Origin of the sequence: Paenibacillus sp. JCM 10914 (genome assembly GCF_001315105.1) — a bacterium.
Taxonomy (GTDB): domain Bacteria; phylum Bacillota; class Bacilli; order Paenibacillales; family Paenibacillaceae; genus Paenibacillus_AQ.
This window is the reverse complement of sequence record NZ_BAZR01000007.1, coordinates 69,709-96,225: the sequence shown is the minus strand read 5'-3', so window position 1 is coordinate 96,225 and position 26,517 is coordinate 69,709. Positions and strand designations below refer to the sequence as shown.

Annotated in this window: 23 protein-coding genes and 1 pseudogene; all 24 read right to left on the bottom strand. The window is 52.8% G+C overall.

The genetic code is table 11. From position 1 onward, the window contains the following. Positions 1-1,104, bottom strand: a complete 1,104-nt coding sequence (locus JCM10914_RS11230) for an ABC transporter ATP-binding protein (protein ID WP_023960831.1) — start codon at positions 1,102-1,104, stop codon at positions 1-3. Positions 1,105-1,121: 17 nt separating this feature from the next. Next, complete coding sequence (locus JCM10914_RS11225; protein WP_023960829.1) at positions 1,122-2,021, bottom strand: ABC transporter substrate-binding protein; 900 nt, start codon at positions 2,019-2,021, stop codon at positions 1,122-1,124. Then, positions 2,002-2,397, bottom strand: coding sequence for an extracellular solute-binding protein (locus tag JCM10914_RS31350; protein WP_023960827.1), 396 nt, complete (start codon positions 2,395-2,397; stop codon positions 2,002-2,004). Before JCM10914_RS31350 ends, JCM10914_RS11225 begins: the two co-directional genes overlap by 20 nt. A gap of 293 nt (positions 2,398-2,690) precedes the next feature. After that, on the bottom strand, positions 2,691-3,359 hold the full coding sequence (locus JCM10914_RS11220) for a glycerol-3-phosphate responsive antiterminator (protein ID WP_023960825.1): 669 nt from the start codon (positions 3,357-3,359) through the stop codon (positions 2,691-2,693). Beyond that, entirely contained in the window at positions 3,349-4,233 is an 885-nt protein-coding gene (locus JCM10914_RS11215; RefSeq protein ID WP_023960823.1) for a metallophosphoesterase, read from the bottom strand. The genes JCM10914_RS11220 and JCM10914_RS11215 overlap by 11 nt, the downstream gene beginning before the upstream one ends. 558 nt (positions 4,234-4,791) lie before the next feature. Next, positions 4,792-5,571, bottom strand: a complete 780-nt coding sequence (locus tag JCM10914_RS11210) for a squalene/phytoene synthase family protein (RefSeq protein ID WP_052019738.1) — start codon at positions 5,569-5,571, stop codon at positions 4,792-4,794. 311 nt (positions 5,572-5,882) lie between these two features. Next, on the bottom strand, positions 5,883-6,263 hold the full coding sequence (locus tag JCM10914_RS11205) for a VOC family protein (protein WP_023960819.1): 381 nt from the start codon (positions 6,261-6,263) through the stop codon (positions 5,883-5,885). Positions 6,264-6,383: 120 nt separating this feature from the next. Then, positions 6,384-7,178: an SDR family NAD(P)-dependent oxidoreductase gene (locus JCM10914_RS11200; protein WP_023960817.1), complete on the bottom strand. Its 795-nt coding sequence runs from the start codon at positions 7,176-7,178 to the stop codon at positions 6,384-6,386. Positions 7,179-7,299: 121 nt separating this feature from the next. Beyond that, a complete protein-coding gene (locus JCM10914_RS11195; protein WP_023960815.1) occupies positions 7,300-8,307 on the bottom strand; it encodes an AraC family transcriptional regulator in 1,008 nt (335 codons plus the stop codon). A 161-nt stretch (positions 8,308-8,468) separates the two neighbouring features. Further along, on the bottom strand, positions 8,469-9,506 hold the full coding sequence (locus JCM10914_RS11190; protein WP_023960813.1) for an iron ABC transporter permease: 1,038 nt from the start codon (positions 9,504-9,506) through the stop codon (positions 8,469-8,471). Next, positions 9,503-10,528: an iron ABC transporter permease gene (locus tag JCM10914_RS11185; RefSeq protein ID WP_023960812.1), complete on the bottom strand. Its 1,026-nt coding sequence runs from the start codon at positions 10,526-10,528 to the stop codon at positions 9,503-9,505. Before JCM10914_RS11185 ends, JCM10914_RS11190 begins: the two co-directional genes overlap by 4 nt. A gap of 26 nt (positions 10,529-10,554) precedes the next feature. After that, positions 10,555-11,220 (bottom strand): ABC transporter substrate-binding protein, encoded by a 666-nt coding sequence (locus JCM10914_RS30120; RefSeq protein WP_023960810.1) that lies wholly within the window; start codon positions 11,218-11,220, stop codon positions 10,555-10,557. Positions 11,221-11,719: 499 nt separating this feature from the next. Next, the gene (locus JCM10914_RS11175; RefSeq protein WP_023960808.1) at positions 11,720-13,060 is read right to left on the bottom strand and encodes an LLM class flavin-dependent oxidoreductase; all 1,341 of its coding nucleotides are present in this window, start codon (positions 13,058-13,060) and stop codon (positions 11,720-11,722) included. Further along, entirely contained in the window at positions 13,038-13,688 is a 651-nt protein-coding gene (locus tag JCM10914_RS11170; RefSeq protein WP_023960806.1) for an RraA family protein, read from the bottom strand. Before JCM10914_RS11170 ends, JCM10914_RS11175 begins: the two co-directional genes overlap by 23 nt. Next, the gene (locus JCM10914_RS11165; RefSeq protein ID WP_023960804.1) at positions 13,675-13,914 is read right to left on the bottom strand and encodes a hypothetical protein; all 240 of its coding nucleotides are present in this window, start codon (positions 13,912-13,914) and stop codon (positions 13,675-13,677) included. The genes JCM10914_RS11170 and JCM10914_RS11165 overlap by 14 nt, the downstream gene beginning before the upstream one ends. Further along, the gene (locus tag JCM10914_RS11160; protein ID WP_023960802.1) at positions 13,905-15,581 is read right to left on the bottom strand and encodes an IucA/IucC family protein; all 1,677 of its coding nucleotides are present in this window, start codon (positions 15,579-15,581) and stop codon (positions 13,905-13,907) included. The genes JCM10914_RS11165 and JCM10914_RS11160 overlap by 10 nt, the downstream gene beginning before the upstream one ends. Then, positions 15,571-17,403, bottom strand: coding sequence for an IucA/IucC family siderophore biosynthesis protein (locus JCM10914_RS11155; RefSeq protein ID WP_023960800.1), 1,833 nt, complete (start codon positions 17,401-17,403; stop codon positions 15,571-15,573). The genes JCM10914_RS11160 and JCM10914_RS11155 overlap by 11 nt, the downstream gene beginning before the upstream one ends. A 64-nt stretch (positions 17,404-17,467) precedes the next feature. After that, positions 17,468-18,679: an MFS transporter gene (locus JCM10914_RS11150; protein ID WP_023960795.1), complete on the bottom strand. Its 1,212-nt coding sequence runs from the start codon at positions 18,677-18,679 to the stop codon at positions 17,468-17,470. 42 nt (positions 18,680-18,721) lie between these two features. Next, a complete protein-coding gene (locus JCM10914_RS11145) occupies positions 18,722-19,516 on the bottom strand; it encodes an IucA/IucC family C-terminal-domain containing protein (protein WP_023960793.1) in 795 nt (264 codons plus the stop codon). A gap of 9 nt (positions 19,517-19,525) precedes the next feature. Next, a complete protein-coding gene (locus tag JCM10914_RS11140) occupies positions 19,526-21,304 on the bottom strand; it encodes an IucA/IucC family siderophore biosynthesis protein (protein ID WP_023960791.1) in 1,779 nt (592 codons plus the stop codon). Continuing rightward, positions 21,298-22,667, bottom strand: a pseudogene (locus JCM10914_RS11135) (diaminobutyrate--2-oxoglutarate transaminase). Before JCM10914_RS11135 ends, JCM10914_RS11140 begins: the two are co-directional and overlap by 7 nt. A 161-nt stretch (positions 22,668-22,828) precedes the next feature. Next, positions 22,829-23,251 carry a response regulator transcription factor gene (locus JCM10914_RS11130; RefSeq protein WP_023960785.1) on the bottom strand — a complete coding sequence of 141 codons (423 nt, stop codon included), beginning with the start codon at positions 23,249-23,251 and terminating at the stop codon, positions 22,829-22,831. A 42-nt stretch (positions 23,252-23,293) separates the two neighbouring features. After that, positions 23,294-25,138 carry an AraC family transcriptional regulator gene (locus JCM10914_RS11125; protein WP_023960783.1) on the bottom strand — a complete coding sequence of 615 codons (1,845 nt, stop codon included), beginning with the start codon at positions 25,136-25,138 and terminating at the stop codon, positions 23,294-23,296. A gap of 248 nt (positions 25,139-25,386) precedes the next feature. Then, entirely contained in the window at positions 25,387-26,517 is a 1,131-nt protein-coding gene (locus JCM10914_RS11120) for an extracellular solute-binding protein (protein ID WP_023960781.1), read from the bottom strand.

Genomic DNA, 26,517 nt, shown 5'->3' with positions numbered 1-26,517 from the left:
CTAGATCCCCCCGCCTGCCGATACCAATTCAGGAGTCTGCCCTATGCCGAGCTCCTCCCCTCGCCGGACCTCAAGCTGCCTCAACCTTTGCCCTTCGCTATTGAAATAGTACATCCGTTCATAAGGAACCGTCACCGTAACCAGGGTATCCGATGCGAGCGGTTCAAGAAACGTCTTGACCGAGAACAGGCCAAGCGGAGATTGAACTTGATAAATATTTTCTGCGCCCAGGCTTTCGCGGGTCAGAACCATCCCATTCAGCTGAAGTCCTTCGAGTGCACCCTGCGCATTGAAGAGCGCATGTTCTGGGCGAAACCCGAAGTTGGTTATGTCGTGTCTCTTCCCATGTGCCGAGGGGAGGATGAGCTCTTGATTCGGCAGAATGTTCATGGCCGGCGTTCCGATGAATTGGGCTGCAAACACATTGGCCGGATCGTTGTACAGGGTCATCGGAGAAGCAGCTTGCTGAATGTCGCCCTTGTTCATAATGACGATTTCATCTCCCATGGACATCGCTTCAACCTGATCATGAGTCACATAGACAAAGGTGGTGCCGAGCCGCTCATGCAACTGAATCAATTCAGTCCGCATTTGATGGCGCAGTTTAGCATCGAGGTTCGAAAGCGGTTCGTCCAGAATAAATACCTGCGGCTTCTTGACCATGGCGCGCGCAAGCGCCACCCGCTGTCTTTGTCCGCCGGACAGCATTTCCGGCTTTTTCTTCAAATAATCGCTAAGGCCTACGATTTCCGTGATATCCTTGATCAGCTTCTCCCGTTCCTTTTTGGGCACCTTGCGATTAATGAGTCCAAACTCGATGTTGTCGTAGACATTCATCGTCGGATATAGGGCGTAGTTCTGAAATACCATGGCTACGTCACGATCTCCCGGAGGCACTCCATTCACGCATTTGTCGTCGATCCAGATCTCACCCTTCGTCTGTTCGTCGAGTCCCGCAATCATGCGCAGCGTCGTCGATTTGCCGCAGCCTGATGGTCCGACGAGGACGGTGAAAGAGCCGTCCCGAATCGTCAGATCCAAATGGCGAATGACTTCCTCTTCTTTGAAAAACTTGCTGATTCCTTTAAGCTCGATTCTGCCCATCCCACAGACCTCCCGATTTATTTGCTGAGCAGCGAATTCGCCTTTGTATTCGCTTCGTCCATCACTTCCTGAGGCGTTACTTTCGGATTAAGCAGCGTCTTCTCAATCGCGCTCTTTACAAGTTTGGCCACTTCCGGATATGCCGTTTCCATCGGGCGTGGTCTAGCATATTCCAACTGATCCACGGCCACTTTGTATTGCGGATATTCCTTATACAAGGACTGCATTTCTTCAGTCTCCAAAGCGGACAGGCGAGTTGGCAAATAACCAACATGTTTGCTCTGATAAATCGTGCTTTCCGTTGTCGTCATAAATTTAATGAACTCCCAAGCCGCTGCCTGCTGCTCCTCGCTAAGCTTGGATGTCATAACAAGCTGGCACCCACCTGTAGGTACCCCGTAAGACTTGTTCGCCGGCATAAAGGCCGTATCGAATTCAAAATTATTTCCTTTCGAAATTTCGATCGCGCCTGCCACTCCGGCCGTTGAACCGAATTTGAAGGCCGAAGTCTGGTTAGCCCAATCCTTATCCGCCGTTGCGCCCGCTTCATCCCCGACCGGAATTTTAATCAATCCCTCTCCGGCTAGCTTCTTCCAGAACTCTACCGGCTCAACCGCTTCAGGCGTATTAAATAGACCGGATTTGCCGTCATCGGCCAGCACTTGACCGCCGGATTGAGCAACAAGTCCTTCGTAGAACCAGATATCAACCGGCATGGTCATGGTCGTGATCCCTTGTTCCTTCAGCACGCGGCCGTATTCCTCGAATTCGGCCCATGTCTTGGGTCCCGCCGGATCCAGGCCGGCCTTGTCAAGCAGTGATACGTTCATGTACATAATCGGTGTACTGCGCATGAATGGAAGTCCGTACAGCTTCTCGTCTACATAGCATTCCCCATCAACCTGGATTGAAATCATCGATCTGGAGCTGATCCTTATCCTGTTCGGCAAAAGGGGCCAATTCCTGCAACATGCCATATCTTGCAAACGTGCCAGTTGAGGCAATCTCAAGGTCCGTAACGGCCGGAGCATCACCCGCTGCAAATGCAGCCTGTACTTTAGCGTGAAGATCATCATAATTGCCCTGGTATTCTGCAACGACTTCGATTTGATCCTGGGATGCGTTAAATCGTTTGACCAGTTCCTGCTTGGCTTCCTCGATTTTGTCTCCAAATGCGTACCAATACTTAATCTGGATCTTCTCGCCGGATGGTTTGCTTGTGTTCGCCGATCCTGCACCCGCGTTCGTTGCTGCACCTCCGCCGGACTCGCCGCCGCATGCGGACACCATCATGCTAGGCCCAGCACGAGTGTTAGGAAACTGCGTCTTTGTCTTCTTGTCATTTGATTTCCTCCCTGGTTTTATTTCTTAAGCCGTTCTGGGCTTGCTGTCAGAACCTATGGGTATAAAAAAGAAACCTGAACCAACCATGTAAAAGTCTCAAACAAGAGGACTTTCTGGTCTGTTCAGGTTTCTCCTTCACTCCAACCCATCGGCTATTTACTTGTCTGGTTAGAAAAGCTGGTTTGTCTCTTCAACCTGCCTTCATCTTAACGTCCATATATTAACGGTATATGTGTTGAATGTTAAACTTGAGTTAAGTCGAAACTTTCCTTCCATAGCGCAGGGCTCGAGGAGGAAATGGCGGTTGCCCCGTTAGCAAGGCATTCCTCCGCCTGCTTACGCTGCGTCAGCAGGCCGCCGGATATGATGGGAAGCTTAATCATATCCCTTACTTTTCCCAACACCTCCGGAATTCGGGCAGGCATAATCTCGATAACGTCGGGCTGCACCTGTTCCAATGATTGCGTGATGTTGGCCAATCCCTCCGAATCGATCAGAAAGAATCGCTGAATCGTTGTCAGCCCGAGCTTCTGAGCTTTCCGCACCACTTGCGTCTTCGTCGTAATGATGCCGTCCGGTTTGATTGCGTTCGCGAAATATTCCAATCCGGGCTGATCGAAAGACAAGCCGCCGATCTTCTCGACGTGAACGAACACTGGAATACCATGTTGTTTGAACAAATCCACATAAGATTTAATAACGCCGATATTTCCGGTAAGAATGAACACACAGCTTAATGTATCACTGAATGTAAGTGCAGCTTCCAGTTGTCTCGCATCCCGGATGGAGGCTACGTTCCTGCGCAGTTCAAGTAGCTCCCGCAGACCAGCGGCCGAGGCTGAACTTGCAATCTTCCCCGGCTTTTTCGAATAATCACGATTGGCTTTTGGTTGTTCCTCGTTAAGCTTCATGGCTGCTACCCGTTGAGACCGCAGTTGTATGCGCAAGTTCCGCGTGCCCTTTCGTTAGCAAGATGCTGCATGCCCGCTCGAGCTCCGTCCCTCTCGCATTGGCAGTCGGGCTGAAATACTTCATATGGGGATGAATGTCGGAAAGAAGTCTCGAGAGCTCCACGTCATCGATGTCGACAGCATGGATATGGATATATTCGTCTTCTATTTCAACGATCCGATAAGCGTGTTGATCCAAACAAGCGGATAGCTGCACAAAGGTCCAGTTGTTCTGTTTCGTAATGGAATCGACATGGGTATGTCCGTTGAAATATAAGGCCGATCCCTGTTTCTTACTTAAAATCTGCCACATATCGATGGATGGATCGATAGAGCCTTTATCCCGGTCCGATCCTCTCGTGGTCAGGTGCACCGGATGATGGGCGAACACGAGCATCGGCTTCGTGCCGGAACTGACCATGATATGCTCAAGCCAATTCAGCTGATCTTCGTCGAGCCAACCTCCCCAGTTCGTTAAATCCATCTCTCTTGTCGTGTCCAGAAATACGAGGATAGCCTGTTCCATATCGAGCACCTGATAGCCGGCTTGGCCCGTTCGTTGAAGCAAGTCTTTCTTGGTTTGGGAATACGTATCATGATTCCCGAGCACATGGACAAAGTCACGATCATAACGCTCCATGATGCTATAGACTTCGTCGATTTCACTCACCGTACCGAAGTTCGTGAGATCACCGAGCGAAATGTGCATGTCCGCTTCGGCGCTCATGAAATGGTGCAGGATTGTTGTATAAAACGCATCTCTTGCCATCACCCACGCGCCATTCCGTTCGTCTGCTTCGTGATAATGCAAATCTCCAAGGATCGCCAGCTTCATCTTCACACTCTCCTTTTGCGTTTTGATCAGGTCTATTATAGTAGGAGAATGTTATCCGAATGCTCCATCCATTACATATTTTTGTAAAATCCAATCTATCTCCCTGGCCGTCCCTTGCTCGCCAATTCTTTTATATAAATGAAAAAGGAGGTGTCTCTAACAACCATAGCCTATTGGCCAGAGTTGTTAGAGACATCCCCTTGTTTATAGTCTTTGCTCTGGAGCAAACGATGGATATGCATAGGTGTAGACCTCAGAGCAGGAATCTGTAATTTACGGTACGAGGTACGCTTTCCAACTCGACCAATTTCCGAACTATTGCATGCTTTGTCTGTGTAACGTAAAAGGATGCATATGTGCAAGTATTTTCATCCGAATCTATCCCTTCAGCAGAAAAAGATGCATAAGTGCAGTTTTATACCACTCATCCGCCCGGGTTAGCCCTGATTAGAGTTAAAAGCCTGCACATTTGCAGGCTTTTTGAGAATATCGTCTCTTCGGTTCACTAATTCCTGCATATATGCAGGAATTTCTTTCTCCGGAACTTACTCGTGATGTTTACCCCGTAACCCGGTTCACGATTTTCAGAACGGCATCCCGTGTTAATTTACTGCCGCCTGTCGAAATGAGGTTGACCGTGGCATGGGCTAGTGCGAGTGGTATTTTGCAAAACTTCAAGGCCGGCCCTTTCTTCAAGTCCGCGATGTACGAGTCCGCGGTTTGCAGATTGCGGCGCGTATACTGCTCCATCTCTTGCAATCCCCAGCCGTCCGGGAAAAAGTCAACGCCCCGCTCCAGATCTTCCTCACGATTTCGAAGAATATTTACCGCTTGCAACCCTCTTCCGAACGCAATCGCTTTCGCTCGATCCGACTCCGTTCCGTCATGCCATAACCAAAGTTCGGATAACATTTCGCCGACCATCCCGGCCACGCTGTAAGTATACTCGTCCAAATCTTCTTCCGTGTGAATGTTCCATCCATACTGAACCCATCCCGCCATATGTAACGACATTTTTGCAATGTAATGATTGATGATCGGGGCTGCGGAAGCAGGACACAGCAATGCCCATTCCGTGATCTTCATCGAAACTGCCGGTAGTACTTCCCGGTAAGGTGATAGTATGTGTGTGGCTTCCACCATCTTCTCGGAAGAAAACGCCTCATGAATGCCATGAAGCAATTTCACTTTCAATTCGTCGGGGAGTTCAGGATGGTCCTCAATTTCGTCAATGGCCCGCATACATAGATAGGCGGATGCAACTGCCTCCTTTATGCCTGAATCCAAATAACTGATGGGTATATAAAAGGTACGACTCGTCTTCTTTAACATGATCATGGCTTCATTCAGGGCGACGTTATTAATGGGTATTCCCTCCAAGTATAGTTCAGCTTAAAGTTATTTATTGTTCTATTATGATACCATACTTTGTTATGTATAATCCAAATCTCATAAGCACTACCCATTACAGTCGGCCTACTGTTGGCCTCTTCACGACTTCCGAATGCTTCCTCCATGAATTAAGAGTATATATGATCGCTTCATCTTCCATATATAGGTCAACCGCCCCTTCCTTCTAGAATACAGGTCGAGGCGGTTTAATGTACTGTTATGACCTTTTCGTGAAAATCTGGAAGGTGACGCCGAATTTATCGGTTACCATCGTATAAGGGGCTGAAATGAATTGCTTGCAGTTCAAGATCCACTCGCCCTCCTTCTCTCAGCGAATCGTAATATCTTCGGGCTTGTTCCTGATCTGAGACGGTTATACAGATATTCACCTGCTTGCTATGCGGGAAGGAGACTCCCGGCTCGGAATCGGCGACGAACAGATCCGCGCCCCCGATCTTGAGCACGGAATGGGCCACACGATCTCGTCCCGACTCGGGCACTGCTTGACCGGCTTCACCGGGCGCCTCACCATACGTCTGCTGGAATACCACCTGCGCGTCCAATGCTTGTTCATAAAAAGCAATTGCCTCCTTCGCATGTCCATCCAGCATGATAAACGGGGTTAATTGTACTTCCATGGCTATACAACCCTTCTTTATTTGAATTTATGTCTCCCTGACAGCATAACTCTTAATAGTGACAACTTTTGTCGTAAATAAACAAAAGTCGCGATTACCGCGACTTTTATTCACAGAGCCTTAATATATGGTAGGTACCATTCCCCCATCCATGCGAATCGGAGATCCTCTAAATGCGGAAGCATAAGGACTGCATAGAAACGTCGTCAATCTACCGATCTCCAAAGGCTTGATAAATCGCCGTATTTCTGATTGCGGCAGATTTTTGGACATAAATGCCTTTTCTTTTTCCGCAAAGGTCATGCTCTCATCCGAATAGATTCCCTCAATGATGTGACGCACATGTTCGGAGAGCGTTGGGCCAGGCAGAATCGTATTGACCGTCACTTCCGTACCGGCTGTCAGTTTCGAAAGGCTCTTTGACAAAGAGAGCAGCATGGATTTGGTCATGGCATATACCGGCATCTTGCCCGAGGGCATTATGGCTTCTTCGCTTGCGATGAAGATCAAACGGCCAATATTGCGGTCTACCATGCTGGGCAAATAAAGTTTGGACAGACCGCTCGCTCCCAGCACGTTTGTGCGAAAATATCGTTCCCATGTTTCATCGTCTGTGTCTTCATATTGCATGATTTCATACATGCCCACATTATGGACGACAATGTCAACGTTGGGGAATTTCTCGAATAGCGTCTCTCTTTGGGCACGATCTGTGATGTCGGCTGCTGCATTTCGAGGGTGGGTATCCGGATAGTTGGTCTTTAATTCTTGTACCGTCTGTTCGACCTCATCGACATTCCGGCCATTGATGAGTACGTGAACGCCTTCCTTAGCCAGTTCTATGGCGATAGCTTTGCCGATGCCTCTTGTGGACCCCGTAACTAACGCCGTTTGTTGGTTTAATTTCATCTCCATTGTTGTATGCACCTCTCCTTTGCGTCTTGGACCATGTTCATATTACTGGTTTAGACGGGAGAGGTAACTAGCGCAACATGCCAAATGTCTTGCTAAATGCGCCAATCTGCAGGTAATAAACCTACATATGAGTGGGATGTTCTAGACGCCAATTGGCTGGAGTTTCCCCCTCCCATAAGCGGAAGGCGCGATAGAACGAGTTCGGGTCTTCATATCCCAGCAAAAAAGCCACTTCCTTGATATCTAGCAAGGGATCTGCCAAATACAATTTAGCCTGTTCATGCTTGGCTTGCGTCAATAGACGCTGGAAGCTTGTGTCTTCACCAGACAGCCGACGCTGCAAGGTCCGGTCGCTCATCCCCAGTTCTTTGGCGATGACCTGAATGTCCGGATTGCGGGTTAGGCTTCGTTTTATGATTCGTATGACTGTTTCAGTAACAGAACGGCTGTGTTGCTGTTCGTCAAGTGAATGATCCAAAGCAGGAGTCAGGATCTGCAACAATTCTTCATTATATGAGATAAACGGGCGATCCAAGTCTCGACGATGAAGCGTTAACTTATTAACCCCTGTACCGCTCCGGATGCGACAGCCGAAATAAGACTCCAGCATTTCCGTGTTCCCCATCGGCTGGGCGAACTCAACGCGCCGTGCCTTAAGGGGTTGCCCTGTGCCTCGGCGTCCGAGCTCCAATAGAAACGCGAGCGTAATGCCAACTAGCATGGGCGGTCCAGGTTGGGCGGGTTGCAGCCATTCGAGCTCGACAGAGCATTCCTCGCCTTGCTCACGGATTCGCATAATCTCCGGAGGGCATAATCGCTTATAACGTACCATCCGTTTCAATGCAGCACGATAGTCGGAAGCGTGATATGTCGCTAATACGGTCGGTGGGTACTGCGACGTCTGAAACGCGGTGGCAAGCTTGACGATGCCTTCGGCCGTGTCGCCCATGAGGTCGGAAAAAGCCGCCCAAATCGAAAAATAGCGGGCGGGACTGACCTCTGGTTCATTTATTATGGTACCTGGCATTCCTGCTGTTCGAGCCACGTCGAAGGGATCAATCCCTACCTGACGCAAGCCTTCCCAAAAACCCGGCGCAATTTTGATATGATCTGATAGTTGCGTGTTCATACGTTCGAGCCTCCATGCACAAAGATACAACTATATAGTACCTCTATGGAGCTATGCTGTAACTAGTAGAAAGTGACATTGACTGAAACGGGATATTACACTAAATCGCGATGTCCGTTTAGAACGAAAGCGCGGCAAATAAAATAGCCGCCAATGGCGGCTTAGATTCGTCGTTGCCTTGCAAGCAGCATAATGAAAAATGGTGCGCCGATAGCCGCTGTGAACACACCCGCAGGAACATCAAGCGGCTGAAACAGCGTACGTCCCGCCATATCGGCCAACAGCAGCAGCAAGGCACCAATAAGCGCCGATGCCGGTAGCAGCACGCCGTAGGAAGGTCCGACCAACCGCCGTGCGATATGTGGGCCAATCAGGCCGATAAATCCGACGGCACCGACCAGCGCTACCGAAGAACCGGCCAGACCTACGGAAATGAGCAGCAGCCATAGACGTTGCCGTTGCACGGCGGCGCCAATGCCGGTCGCAATCTGTTCGCCGAGCCCATGCACGTTAAGGTGTCTGGCATTCGTCCAGGCGATCCCCCCGCAGAGCACCGTCCACGGCAACAAGGTGAGTACTTGCTCCCAGGTGGCGCCGTATACGCTGCCGGTTAACCAAATATAAGCTTTACTAGCCGAAGTAATAGAGCTGAAGGCAAGAAGCAACATCGTCAGCGAGCTGGTGCCAGCGGACATGCCTACCCCGATCAGCACCAATCGTATCGGCGATACTCCCTTCTTCCAGGCCAGGACATAGACTAGTCCGGAGAACAGAAGTGCGCCCGTCATTGCCGCAACCGGCAGCCAGCCAATCCCGATCGCTCCACCTGTAAGCGCAATGAATGCAACCGCGGCAACGGAAGCGCCACCGGTCATTCCGAGCACATCCGGCGCGGCAAGCGGGTTGCGAATGAGGCCCTGCAGGATGGCGCCGGCCAGGCTGAGACCAGCACCGGCCAATCCCGCCAGCACTAAACGAGGCAATCGCAACATGCCGATGACGAATGCATAATCCCCGCCAGCACCGACTATAGTTCTAAGCACTCGCAGGGGTGATTCCCATGTATTGCCCAGGCAAGCTCCCAATATGAACGCGATCAGCAGCAAAGCCAATAGGGCCGATATTGTCAGCCATGGACGCTTGCCAGACAGTAAGGCATTGCCCTGCCTGGGGCTCTGGAACAGAGATAAACGATTCATCCGGCGGCCTCCTTCGTGTTAAGCCCGGCACGAGCGATGTATATGAAGAACGGCATGCCGATGAGGCCGGTTACGACGCCAAGCGGAAGCTCTCCTGGCTGTACCGGAAACCGGGCGGCGACATCGGCCAATAACAGAAGGATGGCCCCGAGCACAGCGCTATAAGGTATGACCCAACGGTAGTCCGTTCCGATCAAATAGCGTGCAATATGCGGCATGACCAAACCCACGAACCCGATCGCACCGGCGGCTGCGACCGCGCTTCCGGCCAGGAGAACAACGGAAGCGGCGGTTAGCGTTTTGACGATTCCCGTACGCTGACCAAGCCCCTTTGCCACGTCGTCCCCGGAAGCGAGAATGGTCAGTGGATAGGATAATGCCAATGCCACAATACCACCAACGACCATATAAGGTAGCACTTGCTGCAGCATCGGCATCTCTTTACCGGCGACTGAACCAGCGAGCCAGAACAGCACGTTTTGCAGTCCGGACTCGTCGAGAGCCAGGACGCCTTGAGTTAGAGCCCCGAAGAGTGCACTTAGCGCCGAACCAGCCAATACGAGTCGAATCGGTGTCATCCCGCCTCCGGCCAGTGATGCAAGCCAATATACCAGCAGTGCAGCCACCGCTGCGCCGGCAAAAGCCGCCCATACAAGCTGGGAAAGCGCCGTTAACGGCAGCAGCGTCAGAGCTAGCACAACCGCAAGCACAGCGCCCGCATTGATGCCGAACAAGCCCGGCGACGCCAACGGATTGCGGGTTAATGCCTGCATCAAGGCTCCGGCCACGGCCAGCGATGCGCCGACTGCGAGCGCATAAGCTGCCCGCGGCGCACGCGTAGTAAGGATGATGACATGCTCGTTGTCAGCGGGATCATAATGAAGTAATGCCTCAAGCGTAGTCGCCGGTTGGATCGGCGTCGTCCCGAACGCGATACTGGCCATGAAGGCTGCTGCTAATAGCAGCAGCGCAGCCGCCAGTCCCAGCAGCTTGCTGCCGTTTCGTTGAAAAAGTGACTTCAACCGGTACCCTCCCTCTTGTTGTCTGGTTATTCCAACTCGTAGATTTCTTTAAGATCAATCAGCATTTGTTCGGCTGCCAGCGGACCGGAGCCGTTATTCCAAACAGCGGTGTCCACCTCGTAAACCCGTTGGGTTTGGACTGCTCTCAGGTTCTTCCACAACGGATGCTCCGTCCACTCCTTACGCAGATCCAGTCGGCCATCGTCGCGTGAGGTGCTCGTCTGGTCAAACAGGATGTCCGCATCCATTTGCGGAATATTTTCCTTAGACACCAGCTTGACACCCCAGTCCTCCCCCTGCTGTTCCGTTGGCCGGGCAATACCAAGCTCGTCCAGCACCAAAGCCGAGAATCCCGTATGAACGATGCGCGCATGATCGGCACGGAAATCCAGGATACCAACTTCCAGGTTCAGTTTGTCTCCCATCTTCTCCTTGAATTCGGCAACTTCATGTTCCCAGCGCTGCAAAAACGCTGTTTCCTCATCTTGCTTATTCAAAGCCTGGGCTGTTAACGCTAAGGATTCCTTCCAGATATGAACTTCCTCGGTCATGACGGTCGGGGCGATGCCGCTGAGCTGGCTGTAGATCGCCTCGTGCCTCGTTTTGGAGCCGATAATGACGTCAGGCTTAAGCGCGGCAATCTCCTCCAAGTTGGGTTGATTCTCCGAGCCGAGATTAACGACCCCGTCCATTTGATCACGGATATAATGGTACCAAGGCTGTTCGATCCAAGCTTCGACAGCACCGATTGCTTAACGCCGAGCGCCAGCGACGCATCGGTCGCGCTTTGAAATAGCGTAACGACCTTCACTGGCGTTCCTGCAACGACCGTCTCGCCCATCGCGTGCTGAATTTTTCGCTCCGACTCAACCGTCCCTTCCTGGGACGCCTGTTCCCCCGTTGAAGCGGTCTGCGTGTTGGGGGACGATGAGACGCTCCCACCGCCGGTTTGACTGCACCCGCTCAGTATCGTGAGTGCAACCAACCAAGCAGACAGCATAATGATTCCGAAGCTTCTTCGAAACCTGATGTAAACATTGAACAACATGAACAAGACCCTCCTTATTTCTCTCAACAACTAATTGATATTGATTCTCATTATTACATGAAGAAGTTGGCATGAAAATGAACGTTTGCGTCAGGCGATCTGGACATTTACGACATCTTGATCGATTCGTTCCATTCCCTTCGTCACTCTGTGTACTGAACACCCGGCTCGACGGCAAGACCCAAATGATCACGCAGCGTCCTTCCGCTATACTCGGCGCGGTAAATGCCGCGATTTTGCAGTTCCGGTACGACCTTGCTCACGAAATCCTCGAGTCCGGCCGGCAGCAGCGGCGGCATCAGATTAAAACCGTCGGCGGCGCCCGCTTCCAGCCAGCGCTGCATGGCATCGGCGATCTGGATCGGCGTCCCGGTTATCGTGAAATGTCCGCGCCCGCCCGCCGTTCGGATTAAAAGCTGACGAATCGACAATTTCTCTTTGCGTGCCAACTCGGTGTACAAGCGAAAACGCGCCTGTTGGCCCTGGACTTGCTCTGGCGCAGGCAGGCGCTCGTAAGGTAACGGTCCGTCAAGCGAACAGTCGGACAAATCCGTTTGCAGCAGTGCTGACAAATTGTACAGTCCGTATTCGGATGCGCTTAGCGCATTCAGCTCATGCTCCTTCTCTTTCGCCTCCGCCTCGGAATCGCCGATGAAGGGGATGAGGCCGGGCAGGATCTTCATTTGATCCTGCTTGCGCCCCCATCGTTTTAGCCGGCTTTTCAAATCGGTGTAGAAGGCGGCCGCCTCTTCGATACCCGGCTGTGCCGTAAATACGACTTCCGCCCATCGTGCGGCGAATGACTTTCCATCCTCCGAGGAGCCAGCCTGTACAAGAACCGGCACCGTCTGGGGCGATCTCGGCAGATTGAGCGGGCCCGTCACGGATAAATGCTTGCCCTCGAAATTGGCGGCCGCAATCATATTCATATCGGCATAGATGCCGGCTGTTTGATCGAGCACCAGGGCATCTTCGGACCAACCGGTCCATAGCCTGAGCGCCGCCTCCACGAATTCATGTGCCCGCTCATACCGCTCAGCGTGGCCCAAGTGACGGTCTTTGCCGAAATTGCGGGCCGTTGCGTCTCCCGTCGAGGTCACGATGTTCCAGGCGGCACGGCCTCCGCTGATATGATCGAGCGAGGCGAACTTGCGGGCGAGATGGTAAGGATCGTAGTACGTCGTCGAGGCCGTACCCGTAAGACCGATCTTCTCCGTTACCGCCGCGAGCGCGGACAGCATCGTGAACGCCTCTAACTGCGGAATGACGCGATATTTCGTCATGGCGTTTAAACGGTATTTATCGGCGAGAAAGATCGAGTCCATTTTTGCGTCCTCAGCCATCTTCGCCAAGCGAGCATAATGATGAAAATCAGCGGCGAGCCCGGGGTTGGTCCCCGGGTGGCGCCAGCTGGCCTCATGATGGCCAGTACTAAGCATAAACAAATTCAAATGCAGCTTTTTACTCGGTGAATTGCTGGCCATGTTCCGCTCCCCCTTCCACGAGTACTCCGTACCCGAGTTTGATACGGCTCCGCTGTTCCCTTTGCTGCTTCTCCAATGCGGCAAGACCAAGCTCCTTGGCCCGCGCCGGATCGATGGCGAACAGGCCGTCCTCATCGCCGATGATGAGGTCGCCAGGTCTTATTGCAACGCCGCCGACACTGATGCAGGTGTTGACTTCCCCTTCCAATTCCAATGAGCGAGTCGTCAAAGCGCTGACGCCGAGTGAGAATACCGGAAAGCCGAGTTTTCGCAAAACAGAAACATCGGAAACGCACCCGTTCACTACCGCGCCAGCCACGCCCTTCGCGAGCGCCTTATAGGCTCGGAATTCGCCCCAGCAAGCACGCTCCTCGTCACCGGACATGTCAATGACGAGGACATCTCCAGGCTGGGCAAGCTCTAACGCTTCGCGCAGGGCAGCAGAATCTGTATGCGGAAGGCGCACGGTCAGCGCACTGCCAAGCAGTCGCAGCGGTTGAAATAACGGTCGCAGTCCGCGAATATATCCAAAATCGGTCAGATGGCCGATCGTCGATGGCTGAATATCGTGATAAAGTTCAAGTATTTCGGAGGAAATACGTTCAGCATGTGGTTCAATGCGAAGCATAGGACGCCTCCTTTCTCGGTGCAGCGGCAAGCAGAGGATTCGGCATCTCGCCTTTACCATACGGCATGCTGCCAGGCACCTTGGCTGATTGAGTTAACAGCGGCCGCACGATCTGCTTCCACGGCCAGCGTTCATGCTTGAATAAATGGGTGTGAACGACCTCTTTTTGCATCTGCGGCAAATCCGCTCGTTCAAGTGCTTGCAATAGTTCGACTTCTAATTCCATCCACATCCGTTCTTCGCTAATCCCGTAAGTGTTCGACAGACCGTCCATGATGCGAACAGATTGATCTGGATGCCAAGCATTTGGAAGAATGCGATCAGTTGCTGCGGCGTATCGTGATAGAGCGAGTTCGGCACACCGGGTCGAAGCAGATAGTTGGGGTCTTCAAGTCCCGCCTCACTAAGCCATGGTACATGCACGCGCAGGGCATCATGATCACGAAGAAGTAGACCGACAACGCAGCCGTCTTTCAGAACGAGTAGTGTATTCTGTCCATGGGCTTCCGGTACCAGGCCAAATCGAAGCAGCCGCAGCGACAGCTCACCGAACATTCCGACGATTTCGCGGAAGAGCTCCATTGCCCCTTGTTCTTCGTTCAGGATTCCGCGCTGCTCGAGCCACTCTCCGAATAGCGGGTTCTCGCCGTGCGTAGCCAACGCAGACATCGGCATGAGCCGATAATCGGTGTCCCCGACCAGCTCTTGTGGATACATGCGAACCATCGCCGACATTTGCCGTGGATCATCGGCGAACAGGTCATTATCGTGCGGGGCCAACGCCCACCAGCGGCCCTCCTCACATAGATGCAGCTTATCACTAAGCACTGGATCAAGCTGCTTTGCCTGCCGCAGGAGGGATTCAGCCAGATTACCATTCATCAGCTTGATCGCCGACAAGTACCGCAAGCCTCCAAGGGAGCGGATGCCAAGCGGCAGCTTGACATGCATCTGCGGCTTGTCCAGGCTCATCAGGGAACGCACGGAAGATGTAGGATAGTACGTGCCAACTGCCGTATTCATGGGCACGCATACGCCGCTGGCCAGCTCGGGATTCAGACGCTGCGGCAGTATCGACTCCATCTGCCAAGGATGAACGGGCACAGCAAGGTAATCCTCCTTCAGTCCGAGCCGTTGCAGTTCTCGATCCAACTCGTTCTGCTCATCGGCGGACAGTAGCAGAGATTTCGGCATCGCTTCCCCCGTGTCGTCCCCAGTCAATAGCCTGTCACGTCGAACAGCCATCCAGCGCAGCTGGAGCGGCCTTGCTGCATCGGCTGCATAAAGACTGCAATCGTCCCGCGTCCAGCCGAGCTTAACCTTGGCGACGGGATGGAATGGTCGGTCACGCAGAGCTCCGAGCCGCTCTAATTCAAGCAAACTGAACGCTTGCGGTATTCCAAGCAGCTTCTCTTCCGGTAACGACTGTTCCAGCGACCATGCCATTTGTTCAATGGTTTGTCCAAGCATGTCAATGAATGTCTCGCTGCCTTCCTTACGAGCTTCTCCCATCTCGATCAGATTGCTCGCCACCAGTTGCATCAATTCTGTCGGAGAACATAGCCGGGCCTCGTTGTGCGCGTCGTTAGCCGCTACGATCGCCAACGACTCGCAGCGAAGTTGCTGCACCTTCGAACGGCGCAATCTAAGCATTACGGCGGTACCACAGGATGCCCGCCATAAACCGCTCAACTTATCAGCAGCCCTATCGCTGCATACGTCCTCCAGCAGCGATCTGGCACCTGCGATGATCTGATCTGTTTTTGCAACAGCGTCAAGCTCCTCCATCGTCAACGTCTGAAGTCCGATCAGCAGATCTTCCGCCAACAACGCGTTGAGCAGGTCTTCCATCACGCGGCGTTCGGCTTCTTGTCTCGTCCTATCATTTTGCATAATGGCGCTCTCCTTTCGTCAAACAAAATGCATGCAGCGGGTTAGGAACCCATCTCGGTTCGACTTCCGCATCCGGCCACAGCCTTCGGCGGGCAAGCTGCTCGATGCGGATCGTATCCGAGAACAAATCGTAGAGCGCATATTGCGTCGCGAATTGCGGATGACGTTCCTGATAGCGCTGAATTACACCGGCAACCTTCGCCCAGAAGATCTTTTCTGCCAATCCGAACCGCTCGCTTAATGAAAGCGAAAGGTCCCCAAGGCCAACGAAAAAGAAGGCGCTGTGCAGAAAATCCCGGACCGCATCCGGATCTTCCGTCTGCATATAAGAGTGTCGGTTCTGCGCTAAATGTGATGCCGGTTCTGGGTGAAGGCTAGGACATCGTTCCGGCTGAGCCAATCGTTCGCGGCAGAAACGTACGCCGTCATGAAAGTCGCGCAGCGCGATGCGGATCGGGCGACCCTCATGATGCAGCAGCACAATATTCTGCGCATGCGACTCCAGGGCAATGCCATGGGCATACAGCATATGAATCAATGGCGTTACCGATGCTTCCAGCAATTCGTCCAGCCATTCGTTCAAGCCGTATCGTGAGATCCACTGCTGGACCAGTGCAGCCGGTTCCCCTTCGGCATACGACAACGCAGCAAACGGGAGTGCCTGCTCACCGCTGCGCAATATTCCTTCCACTCCTCGCCTCAGAATAGCGCCGAGGGCCCCGTAAGATCGTTCGTGTACGGACGGGGTTAGCCCGTTCGTATCAAAAGAGATGCCAGCGTACTCATCTAACAGCACGAAGTCGGGGCTATCCGACGTAAAATCCGTCTCGATCAAATCTTGCAGCCAATCCGAAACGAGGGCCGCATTTAACACGGTATGTTGTGCCAGCATGCGCGGGGTTGACGTATTGATGATGCCTAGCGACAACTTCAGCGTCGCCTTGCTGGAATTCGTGACGTTCTCCAAGCTGCGAATCGATTGCTGTGCGCGATAGAAGTCATCCCCACGTCCCAGTGGAATCAGGATCCCATCGGCGATTTCACGATGAAGCGCCGGTACAACGACATGTTCCCATTGCCACGGATGGACGGGCATGAATCGATAGTCATCCGGATCGCAGTCCTGACGATGCAGTTCGGAACGGAACCGCCGAATCACCCTTTCACCCAGTTCATTGCGCAGCCATTCCTCCTCGTCCATACCGCGCCGCAGTGCCAAGCGGGTATGCGAACGTGCTACGGCAATCCACAGCGGCTGCAGAAGCTCGCCGAATTCAGGACCGTAGAGTCGGTTGTCATCAGCGTCAAAACCGATGCGGGATTTAAAGCAAGGATGATATGGATGACCGTCAAGTTCGCCTTCATCGTGCAGCGCCGTGCGACGCGTCCCTTCTTGCATTCGCCATGCACGCGATTCAGCTTCATGCAGCAGCGTGCGTGCCAATTCTTCCTGCAAGCGGCGCAGCCGTTCACCTTGTTGCTGTTGTCCGAGCACTTCATCCACAAACTGGGCAAGTTGAGCTTTCGCCGTTTCGCCACCCGCCCCCACTCGCTGCAGCGAGCCGTGGTCTATCCGGATTCGGTCGAAGCTGAAGCTCCGCCGACCGTTGAATCGGTAAAGCACCGCCTCACCGGCAGCCGATCGTCCTGTTATCACTACCATTCTTGACGTGCCATCTGACGGCAACTCTTCCAATGTTGAGACGATTTCCTCATAAAGCACCGCTTCGATCAATTGACCCAGCACGCGCTGCTCTGCGCGTTCATACGCATCCGAGCGAATTGCCTCCGCTCGCTCCTCCATAACGTTCCATCGTTGCATACTCGCATCACCTCGCATGAGTTTAGTCATAATGTAATCGGAAATTGTCGTTCAGGAATACCGCTTAGAGCTCGCTGGTCCAACCATTCCTTACGGCTTGTCGTTCCGTCACCTTCATCCAGAACAGGCTTAGGGCCAAGAGAATGGCTGAGCAGGGAAAAATATAACGAATGCCGAATACCGCGGCGACCCACCCCATCCCGATGGAGCCGAGCAGTCCGCCTGCCATCTGGGCGCAATTGAGATAACTGTATGCACGGCTCTCCATACCAGGTGGTGCGTGCCGCCGGACAAGGACGTTCAGCGACGGGCCTAGCCCGCCGAGCCACACACCGCTGCAGAAGCGCAGCGCAATCAACTGCCATAGCTGTTGCACCAAGGATTGCGGAACGGTTAACAACATCGTTCCGAACAGTGAAGCTCTTAGTACTTGCCGCTGGCCGTAGCGGTCGCCAAACCTGCCAAGATGCGGTGCAGCCATCATATTAGCTACACCTACCGCCGCGGTGGCAATGCCGGCAAGGAGCGCCACGTTGTCGCTCCCAGGCGCAAGCGTCTGCACATAGAGTGGTATAAGCGGCAACGTGCCGACCGTTGCTGCCCGCTGCAGCAGCGCGGAAATAAACAACGGTGGCAATGGGCGGCGAGACAGGATTTCCTGCATGTCTCCGCGCAGCCCGTCCGTTTGAGCCTTCGGCTCATGCTTCTCCTTCTGCTCGTGCACACCAAAAAGCACGACCAACGACGCAGCAAAAATGCCGATTCCGATGTATAGGAACACATCGGCAAAGCCGAACCGATCCGCGATCACGCCGCCCAACAGCGGTCCGCAGATCGTGCCGCCGACGGAGCTTGCATGGAAGAGGCCAAGTGCGTAGCCGCTGCGCTCTTTTGGCGCACTTCTTGCCGTCAGTGCAACGGCTGCAGGACTGAAGCCTGACAGCATGCCGTTGATGAGGCGCAGTACCAACAGCTCAAGGGGACCTTGTACCACTGCCATGAGCGTAATCGTAATCGCCATACCGAATCCGGATCGCAGCAGCATCGGTTTGCGCCCATATCGATCAGCTAGTCTTCCCCAGATTGGAGCCATAACAAAGGCGCTGAGCAGATTTGCCGCATATATAGCGCCAGACCAGACCGTGGCCTCCGCATGGCCGCTGACGCCAAGCTCTTGCAAGTACAACGGCAGAAACGGGGTTACGCAGCTGACAGACGCCATCGCCAGAAATTGGACGATGCATAGAATATGCAAACTCCGCTTCCAACTCTCCATTGCTTCCAGTCTTCCTTTCGTTGTCGACCGGCGACTCCCGCATTACCGAGCATTCTTGGGACAGGCGTCGCAGTAATCGCTTTCTGCCGACACTCGATAATATAAACAGCAGGTCAATCTTGGCCGCGTTGTGCTAGGGACACGATGCAACGCTTCTTCGCGAGTCGCGTTACCGCCATAAAACCGCGCGAAAGGCTGCCGCCGTTGCCTGAAAGCCTCGGCAGGCAGCCCCTCAAGCAAAAACCGATAATCGTCCTCGATTTTGACAGCAGGCACTGCGCCGGATACCGGCAGTTTTTTCTCATAGAGCGAGTAAATTCTCACCGCCGTGTTCTCCCATAAAATCGCCGTCGGCAACCCTGAGCAGCTTGACAACGACTGCCACAGTGATGTCAAATGGTGGTGAATGAAATGCTCAGCGGCATACGACCGCCATGCCTCCCTCCATTCGGTGCGCCGAACGGCGCGAAGAGGTTTATCGATCGTAATGCCTTCCAACCAGTGATTGCCGCTGCGTAAATGTACGTCCTCAAGCGGCAGCACCAGTGATTTGTCATAGCAGGTTAGCGCATGGAAGAACGGCACAACCGCTAGCGCGGCGTATCGCTTAGCGAACATGGAGGCGGCAATTGGACGAGAATCCGTGCCGAGGCGAGCTGCCAATCCGTCAAGGTAGGCAGTGCAACTCTCCTGCTCTAACAATGCGGTCAAGCACACTTGATTACCGAAGGACGGTGTGCTTTCAATATCCACATTGGATGCGGCCGAGGCTTGTAGTCCGTATCTCTTTTGCAGCTCTCCAAGCTCCTTCGTGCTAAGTGGAACCGGATGATTCATGACGCTCCATCATATGGGATTATGAATTGAAATATACATGGGCGTATCTCCTTTATCTGCAAGGCAGCTTATAAAATTGGCTTTCGCCGGCAGCGTGGGTTCATTCAACAGCCCCTCCACATAAGGACGCAGACGTTCCCCAGCTCGACCCCGCAGATCTAACAGCATACGGCGAACGACTTTCCATCCTTCGCACTCTGGTCTTCCATACGAAAGCGCAAGGGCATGAATAAGCGAACCAAGGTGATTGACAAAAAAGTAATATTGGGTGCGATGCCAAGCGTCTGCCGCATCGTATAACAGTGGGCTGTCCTCTTGAAGAATGTCGCCAATCCAGCCGGATTCCCGCGCGAATTCACGATCGACACTCATTCCTTCCAGATCGCGGATATAAAAACGACTGGGCCATCCATCCTCCAACATCAGCAGCGAATTTTGCGCATGTGCCTCAAAACTGATGCCGAAGCGTTCCCATACTTGCAGCAAGGGCAGCATGGACAACTTCAAGTAGCATTCCAGCCACGTCTGCATATTCGGTAACCCCTGAGGATTGACTTTTGTAGCGCTTTCCGCGATGGCCTGTGCAAGTTTTGGTGAATGCTCACCCGGCCAGCTCTCCAATATAGAAGCAAGCACAAACGTGGCAGGTGCATGAAATGCCATCGGCCGAAACAATACAGTAGTCGATGGGACCAGCTTCATTTCTTCGGGGTCGACCATACTCACATAACCCGTTTCGGCAAGAAGGCCGGGCAGCACCTGCTTCAGCTCTTGTCCCAAATGCGAGATCATTTGCGCAGCATGCATCGTACGTGTCGTTTGTTCCTCCGAGTTGACACGCGTCAGATTGGTAATACGCACCTCCAGCGGCAACTTCCAACCACAGCCGCTTTGCGGGTCCCATACCGTGCGGACCGAGGATGTCGGATACACCAACGGTCCAAACGGACCGAGCGGCATGACATCGCCTTGTCCTATCGCGCGGATGACCCACGGTTGCAACATGAGACGCTCCGCCTGCCAGGGATGAAGCGGTAGCGGTTCGTACGCAGCTGCCGCTTCCGAACCGAGGCTTTCCGTCACCTTCTGCCGAAATGCCGCCAATAACGCGGACGGAAGTGAATGACTCTTTGCTGTTGGCAGCCATTCTCCCAGCAGCAACGATTCGCGAACAGCGAAATAGTGCAGTGCAAAGCCAGCTCCGCGTTCGGGGCTGAACCGATTCAGTTCCGTTTCGTCCATGCCCTCCACGCACTTCGGATACGGGTGAAACGGATGACCAGCGAACACGCTTTGCTCGGAAGCGACATAGTCAAGCTTGCGCACATCCCGTCCGCTCTTCCCATCGGCTGCCCGCCGTTCCAAATGCCCGCGAAGATGGCGCACGCCGCATCGAATTCGATACAACGTAGTGGATGCAGCCGCTGCCAATGACGGTGACAAATCCTGGACAAGCTCGCGGACCAGTAATTCAGACAGCATATCAAATGCCAGCGGGCTAAACGTTTCATCCTGTTCCAAAACCCAACCTTCCTCATACAGATGTTGGCCGGTGAGCGATGCGTAACGAATCATGCCGTGAATGGTGCTCCCACTGAGCTGTAATGACAGTGGCACGCTCCCTCCGCGCTGTGCAGCTTGGGCCAGCATCTCTGAATGCTTTATTACTGAATCGTTTTCCCGCAAGAAAGCGTTAAGCAATGACCTGGCAGTTATGCTATCTGCTAGCGTGTCCGTGCGCGACACCATCTCGATGGAGGTGATCAGCGACCGATTGCCCATCAGCATGATAATGCCTCACGTGCTGCCTGAACTGCTTCGCTAAAGCGATCAATGATCTCGTCAACCTGCTCTTCCGTTATGATCAGCGGCGGCAGAAAGCGTATAACCGATGAATGACGTCCGCCCACTTCCAGAATCAGGCCGCACTTCAGACATTCTTGCTGAATCTGCGCGGCCAGGCGCGGACTGGCAGGAATATGCCCAAGCCGGTCGGGCTGTTCTCTTCCGTCCACGATTTCAACACCGACCATCAGCCCGAGCCCACGCACGTCCCCAATGCAGTCTTGCCGATCCGCCAGTGCGTCCAGCCGATGTTGGAGCCGTTCGCCCAGAAGCCGGGCCCGTTCAGGAAGCTCCTGTTCTTTAATAAATCGCAGCGTGGCCAATCCGGCGGCCATCGCTAACTGGTTGCCGCGGAAGGTGCCGATATGCGCACCAGGTTTCCATACGTCGTAGCGTTCGTTGTATAGTACGACCGACAACGGCAGCTGCCGCCGATAGCCTTCGACAAGATGAGAGCATCTGGCACAATGTCAGCATGCTCGAAAGCGAACAGCTTACCCGTTCGTCCGAGGCCTGTCTGTACCTCGTCCAGTATGAGCGGAATATCCCGCTCTTTCGTAATACGGCGCAGCTCTCGCAGCCAGTTGGCAGACGCGGGAATAGAACCGCCTTCTCCCTGTACCGGCTCAACGATCACGGCGGCAGGAGGCACGATGCCGCTCTCCGGATCTCGAAGAACATTTTCAATGTAGTTCAAGCTTAACCGCTCCGTTTCCGCTCCGCCCGAGCCGAAAGGACAACGGAATGTGTACGGGTACGGGAGATAATGAACGTCAGGCATAAGTCCGTTCACCCGTTCTTTTTGACCGAGCGTACCGCTTAAGCTCATAGCAGCATGGGTTGATCCATGATAACCACCGTGAAATGCAAGCACGCTCCGCCTCCCCGTCGCCGTTTTCATCAGCTTGATCGATGCCTCGACGGCATCGCCCCCGGTCGGTCCGCAAAATTGTATGCGGGCACGGCTGGCAAACGACGGCGGAAGACTGGCAAAAAGCTCGTCGACGAAACTCTCTTTGAGCGGGGTCGTTAAGTCGAGCGTGTGCAAAGGTGCTTTTTGATCCAACAGTTCTCTTATCGCAGTGATGACGACAGGATGATTATGTCCTAGCGCCAGGGTCCCGGCACCGGATAGGCAATCGTAATAAACTTTTCCGTCCATGTCTCGGACGTAAATTCCCTCCGCTTCGGCAATGGCGATTGGAATTCGCCGAGGATAGGAGCGGGCAGAAGACTCGCGTTCCTGCTGGCTCCTTAAATAGCGGCTATTGGCAGAAACTTCAGCCGTCGCTGTCACATGATGCATAACGGGATACCCTCCTTAGTCTGAATAAGTTATCTAGTTGTTAATGATAATCATTATCAATTAGATAGCTAAATCATAACACGCCTTTGTCAGCTCGGATATCATCCCGTTGTATTATTTGAGTACTCCGATCGGATAATCTACCATAAACATTTTGCGGTTCAGCCCCTCCTCGCAAGCTTTTCTGACAGCAGATAAACGAAATCGCCTCCTGCTTGCTCCAGGTTAAGAGCTTTCTTAATGTTTTGCATATGTTTTTTGACCGTATTGACACTAATATACAGCTCACTGGCTATTCGTTTGATGCTGTAATGCTGACATAGCATTTCGGCAATTTCCAATTGCCTTCCGCTTAAGACGACCCCTTCACTGGCTTCCGCTGGCCAATGAGCGGGTGCTTCCTTATTCACAGGAAGATATTCCGGTTCTGCAGCCACATATTCCATTGTTACCTGAACGCAATCACTGATCTTCATATGCATAATCCGCTTCATGATCATATTGTGCAGTTCGGTCAGCTCTTCATGCACGCTCTCAGTATCCGCACTGGAGCCGACCGTTAGACGCATCTTAGTCACAGGCATAGGTCACTCACCATCCGGATAAGATTTTTAAGGACGATTCGGTCAAATAGGCAATAATGTCGCGGCGATCTGGTCTATGACTCTGTTCATTCCAAGCGGGCCGTAATAACCGATCCAAAGGGCTGTATGAAAATGGCGAACCAGACCGTTGCGCACGGCGCGGGTGCTATTCCATGCTTCGCTTTGCAAATACATTCGGGTCTGTTCCCGATTCGTGTCGTCTGTGAGCACAAACAACCGGTCCGCTTTTAACTGCGGAAGCGTATCCAGAGGGATCATCGAGCTTGTACCCTGATCTATTACCGGAAGGTCCGGTGCGGCAAGACCCAAGTCATCGTACAACAAGCGGGCCGTTCGATGACTTTCGTTATGCAGGCGGATATGACCGTCTCGCGGCCGAATGAGCGCGACCGTCTGCGCAACCCCAGCGGTCTTAAGGCGGCTGCGTATTGAATTCAGCTTGGCGTCATAAGCATCGAGCACACTCAACGCCCGGTATTGTTTTCCGATTAATGATCCGATCCGAAGCAGCGACTGTCGCCAATCTTCGTTGCGATCCAGCATGATCGTCGGGGCGATGGCGGACAGCTTCTCATAGCAATGCTCCTGAAAGCACGTGCAGAGAATCAGGTCCGGTTTGAGTGCCGAGAGTGTAAACAAATCCGGCGCTTCTTTTGTACCCAAGCGAGCCATGCGGCGCAGTGTTCTGGCAAGATCGAGTGGAAGTCCAATCGCTTCAACGCTGCTAACAACGCTGCCTACCGGCTGGACGCCGAGGGCCAATAATTGGTCGACGTATTGATAGTCGAGCACAGCGATACGCTCTGGTATCCGACCCAACTCAAGCATTCCGCGCATATGGGGAACTCGAATGGATCCGTCGATATGGGCGAGCCCTCCGGTACACATCAAGGTCAGCGCCACAAGTGAACGAAAATCTTGTAAAACGCCTCCCTTTTGATCATAACTACTCTCGCCCGTCGGGACAATGATCGTATGCGACGGCAAAGCTGGAGAAATCCGACAGCTCTTCTCTGCTATTGGATGAATGTTTTTGCGTGACACTCTATAGTCTCGCGGCGACATGCCGGTGTTTTTTTTGAATAACCTACTGAAGTAATAGCTGTCGGGATAGCCGACCCTTTCGGCAATATTGGCTATCGGAAGTTCGCTATCTTCCAGCAACTTCTTCGCCTTAGCGAGACGGATTCCGATCAGGTGCTCGAGCGGGCTATGGCCGAAGCGCGCATTGAAGCCTCGTTGCAGCCTGCGCGTGTTCGTACCTAGTCGTTGGGCCAGCGAAGCGAGCGTCCATGGTTCGGCATAACAGTCTTCCATATGCTGCAATGCCGCCTCGACCGTATCTTCTATAAACTCTCCTCCCGCCTCCTCTCTTCTCTGCATCTCGGCCAGAAGGAGATGTACGAATGCATAAAATTGCTGCTTCGCCTCCAAACGAGAAAGCAGGTGTTCCCGCTTCCACATGGCCTCCATCTCTATCACCATTCTGCGATACGGTGCTTTCGCCTCGATTTGGATCGGATAGCAGGAATAAAATTGCCGAAGCGCTCGCTCTGGCTGGTCAAGGCTGCTCGGAAGCGGGTCCGGCAACATTGCCTTGTATAAGATTAGGTAGTATTCATAATCTGCCGTCGCTTCGGCGATACATAGCTTCGCACCCTTGCATATATGAATAACTGGCGCTTCCTTCGAATTAAGGTTAACTCCCTCCGACTCAATGCGAGCCATTCCCGCGGTTGATATAACAAAAAGCTCCGCCGGCGCACAATAAACAAGCCGCTCCTCCGGCTGTAGACGTCTGCTTCGAATATCTGTAATTTGGAAGGAAGCGCATGTCCAAAGCATCATTTGATCCTTAATCCACATTCGGTTATCATCCTCCCGTATCCATGATTTGGTTTAGACCTAATTATAAGATCAATGAGAATGATTATCAATAATCTGCAGTTGGATATTGTATGCTAACCATATGGTCTATTCGCGGGTGGTTTTTGACGTTATTCAGGAAATAAAAAAAACATCTACAACACTAGTAAAATAATAGTGCGTAGATGCTTTAGCAAAATAGGAGGATTGGTGTGCAATTTCATTGCAACAAATGATATAACATACGGTCAAGCATACCGTGTCCAAGATTTTAACATTTGCGCCACATCGACGCCTCCGAGGATCATCCGGCGGATGTCCTCATTGATCAACTGCCGTGAGGAGTTCCACTTCTCACTGATATAAAAGCCACTGGTATGTACATGATCCAGCTCTTGTACATAGCGTGACCAAATGCGATGCTTGCTCATACCGCTTTGCTCCGCAATTGATCTGCTAATCGGCAACGTCCAAGCTGAATGGAATGCATACGGTCGCTGTAGAATGTAATGATGAAGAAACTCCCAAGCTAACCGGGGGTTTTTCGATTTTGAAGTTATGCCGGCCGCCCCCATGTATATCATATTGGACGACTCGCCGCCTGGCATATTCGGTAGGCCAACGACTCCGAATTTACTATCGAGCTGGTGTTGAATCAGGTTGCCTGCATACCAAGTGAAGCCGAACGACATCGCAAACCCTTCATGCAGATCCCCTGCTTCGGAAGGCTCTCCCGGGTTGGGAATGACGCGATGAACCCGGTAAGCATCGATCAGCTTGCTGAACGCCTCACTTACCGCTGGCTGATCAACGTAACCCCTCGCCGTTGATCCATCTGCCGATAGATAGCGTCCACCATTGCGCATAACGAACGGTTCGATTTCTTCGATATCGACGCCGAATCCAAAACCGAACTGACTTGCTACCCCCTGCTCATTGCGGATCGTCAATCGCTTCGCAAGTTCTATCATCTCGTCCCAAGTCCAGTCTTCGGTAGGGAATGCAAGTCCTGCTTGATCGAACATTTCTTTGTTATAGATGATCAGAGGCAGCGCTACATCTACCGGCAGTCCAGGCAAATTCCCATCCTTGCATGCGACCCGCATAATGCCGGGGTATAGATCTTCCTTTAGTCCCGGAACTTCGTTCACATAAGACAACAAATCGACAAACATTCCAGGATGATTAAACAGCGACCAGCCGCCCGACTCGATGATATCAGGCGCTTCGCTGGATTTGTAAGCCTGGTGTGATTCATAATGGTCGGTGGACTGTTCAATCACGATGTGAACCCCAGGGTTATCCCGTTCGAAGGATGTCTTCGCGTCCATTACGTTATGCAAATGCTGAAATTCTGTGAGAAATCTGATTTCCGTCAT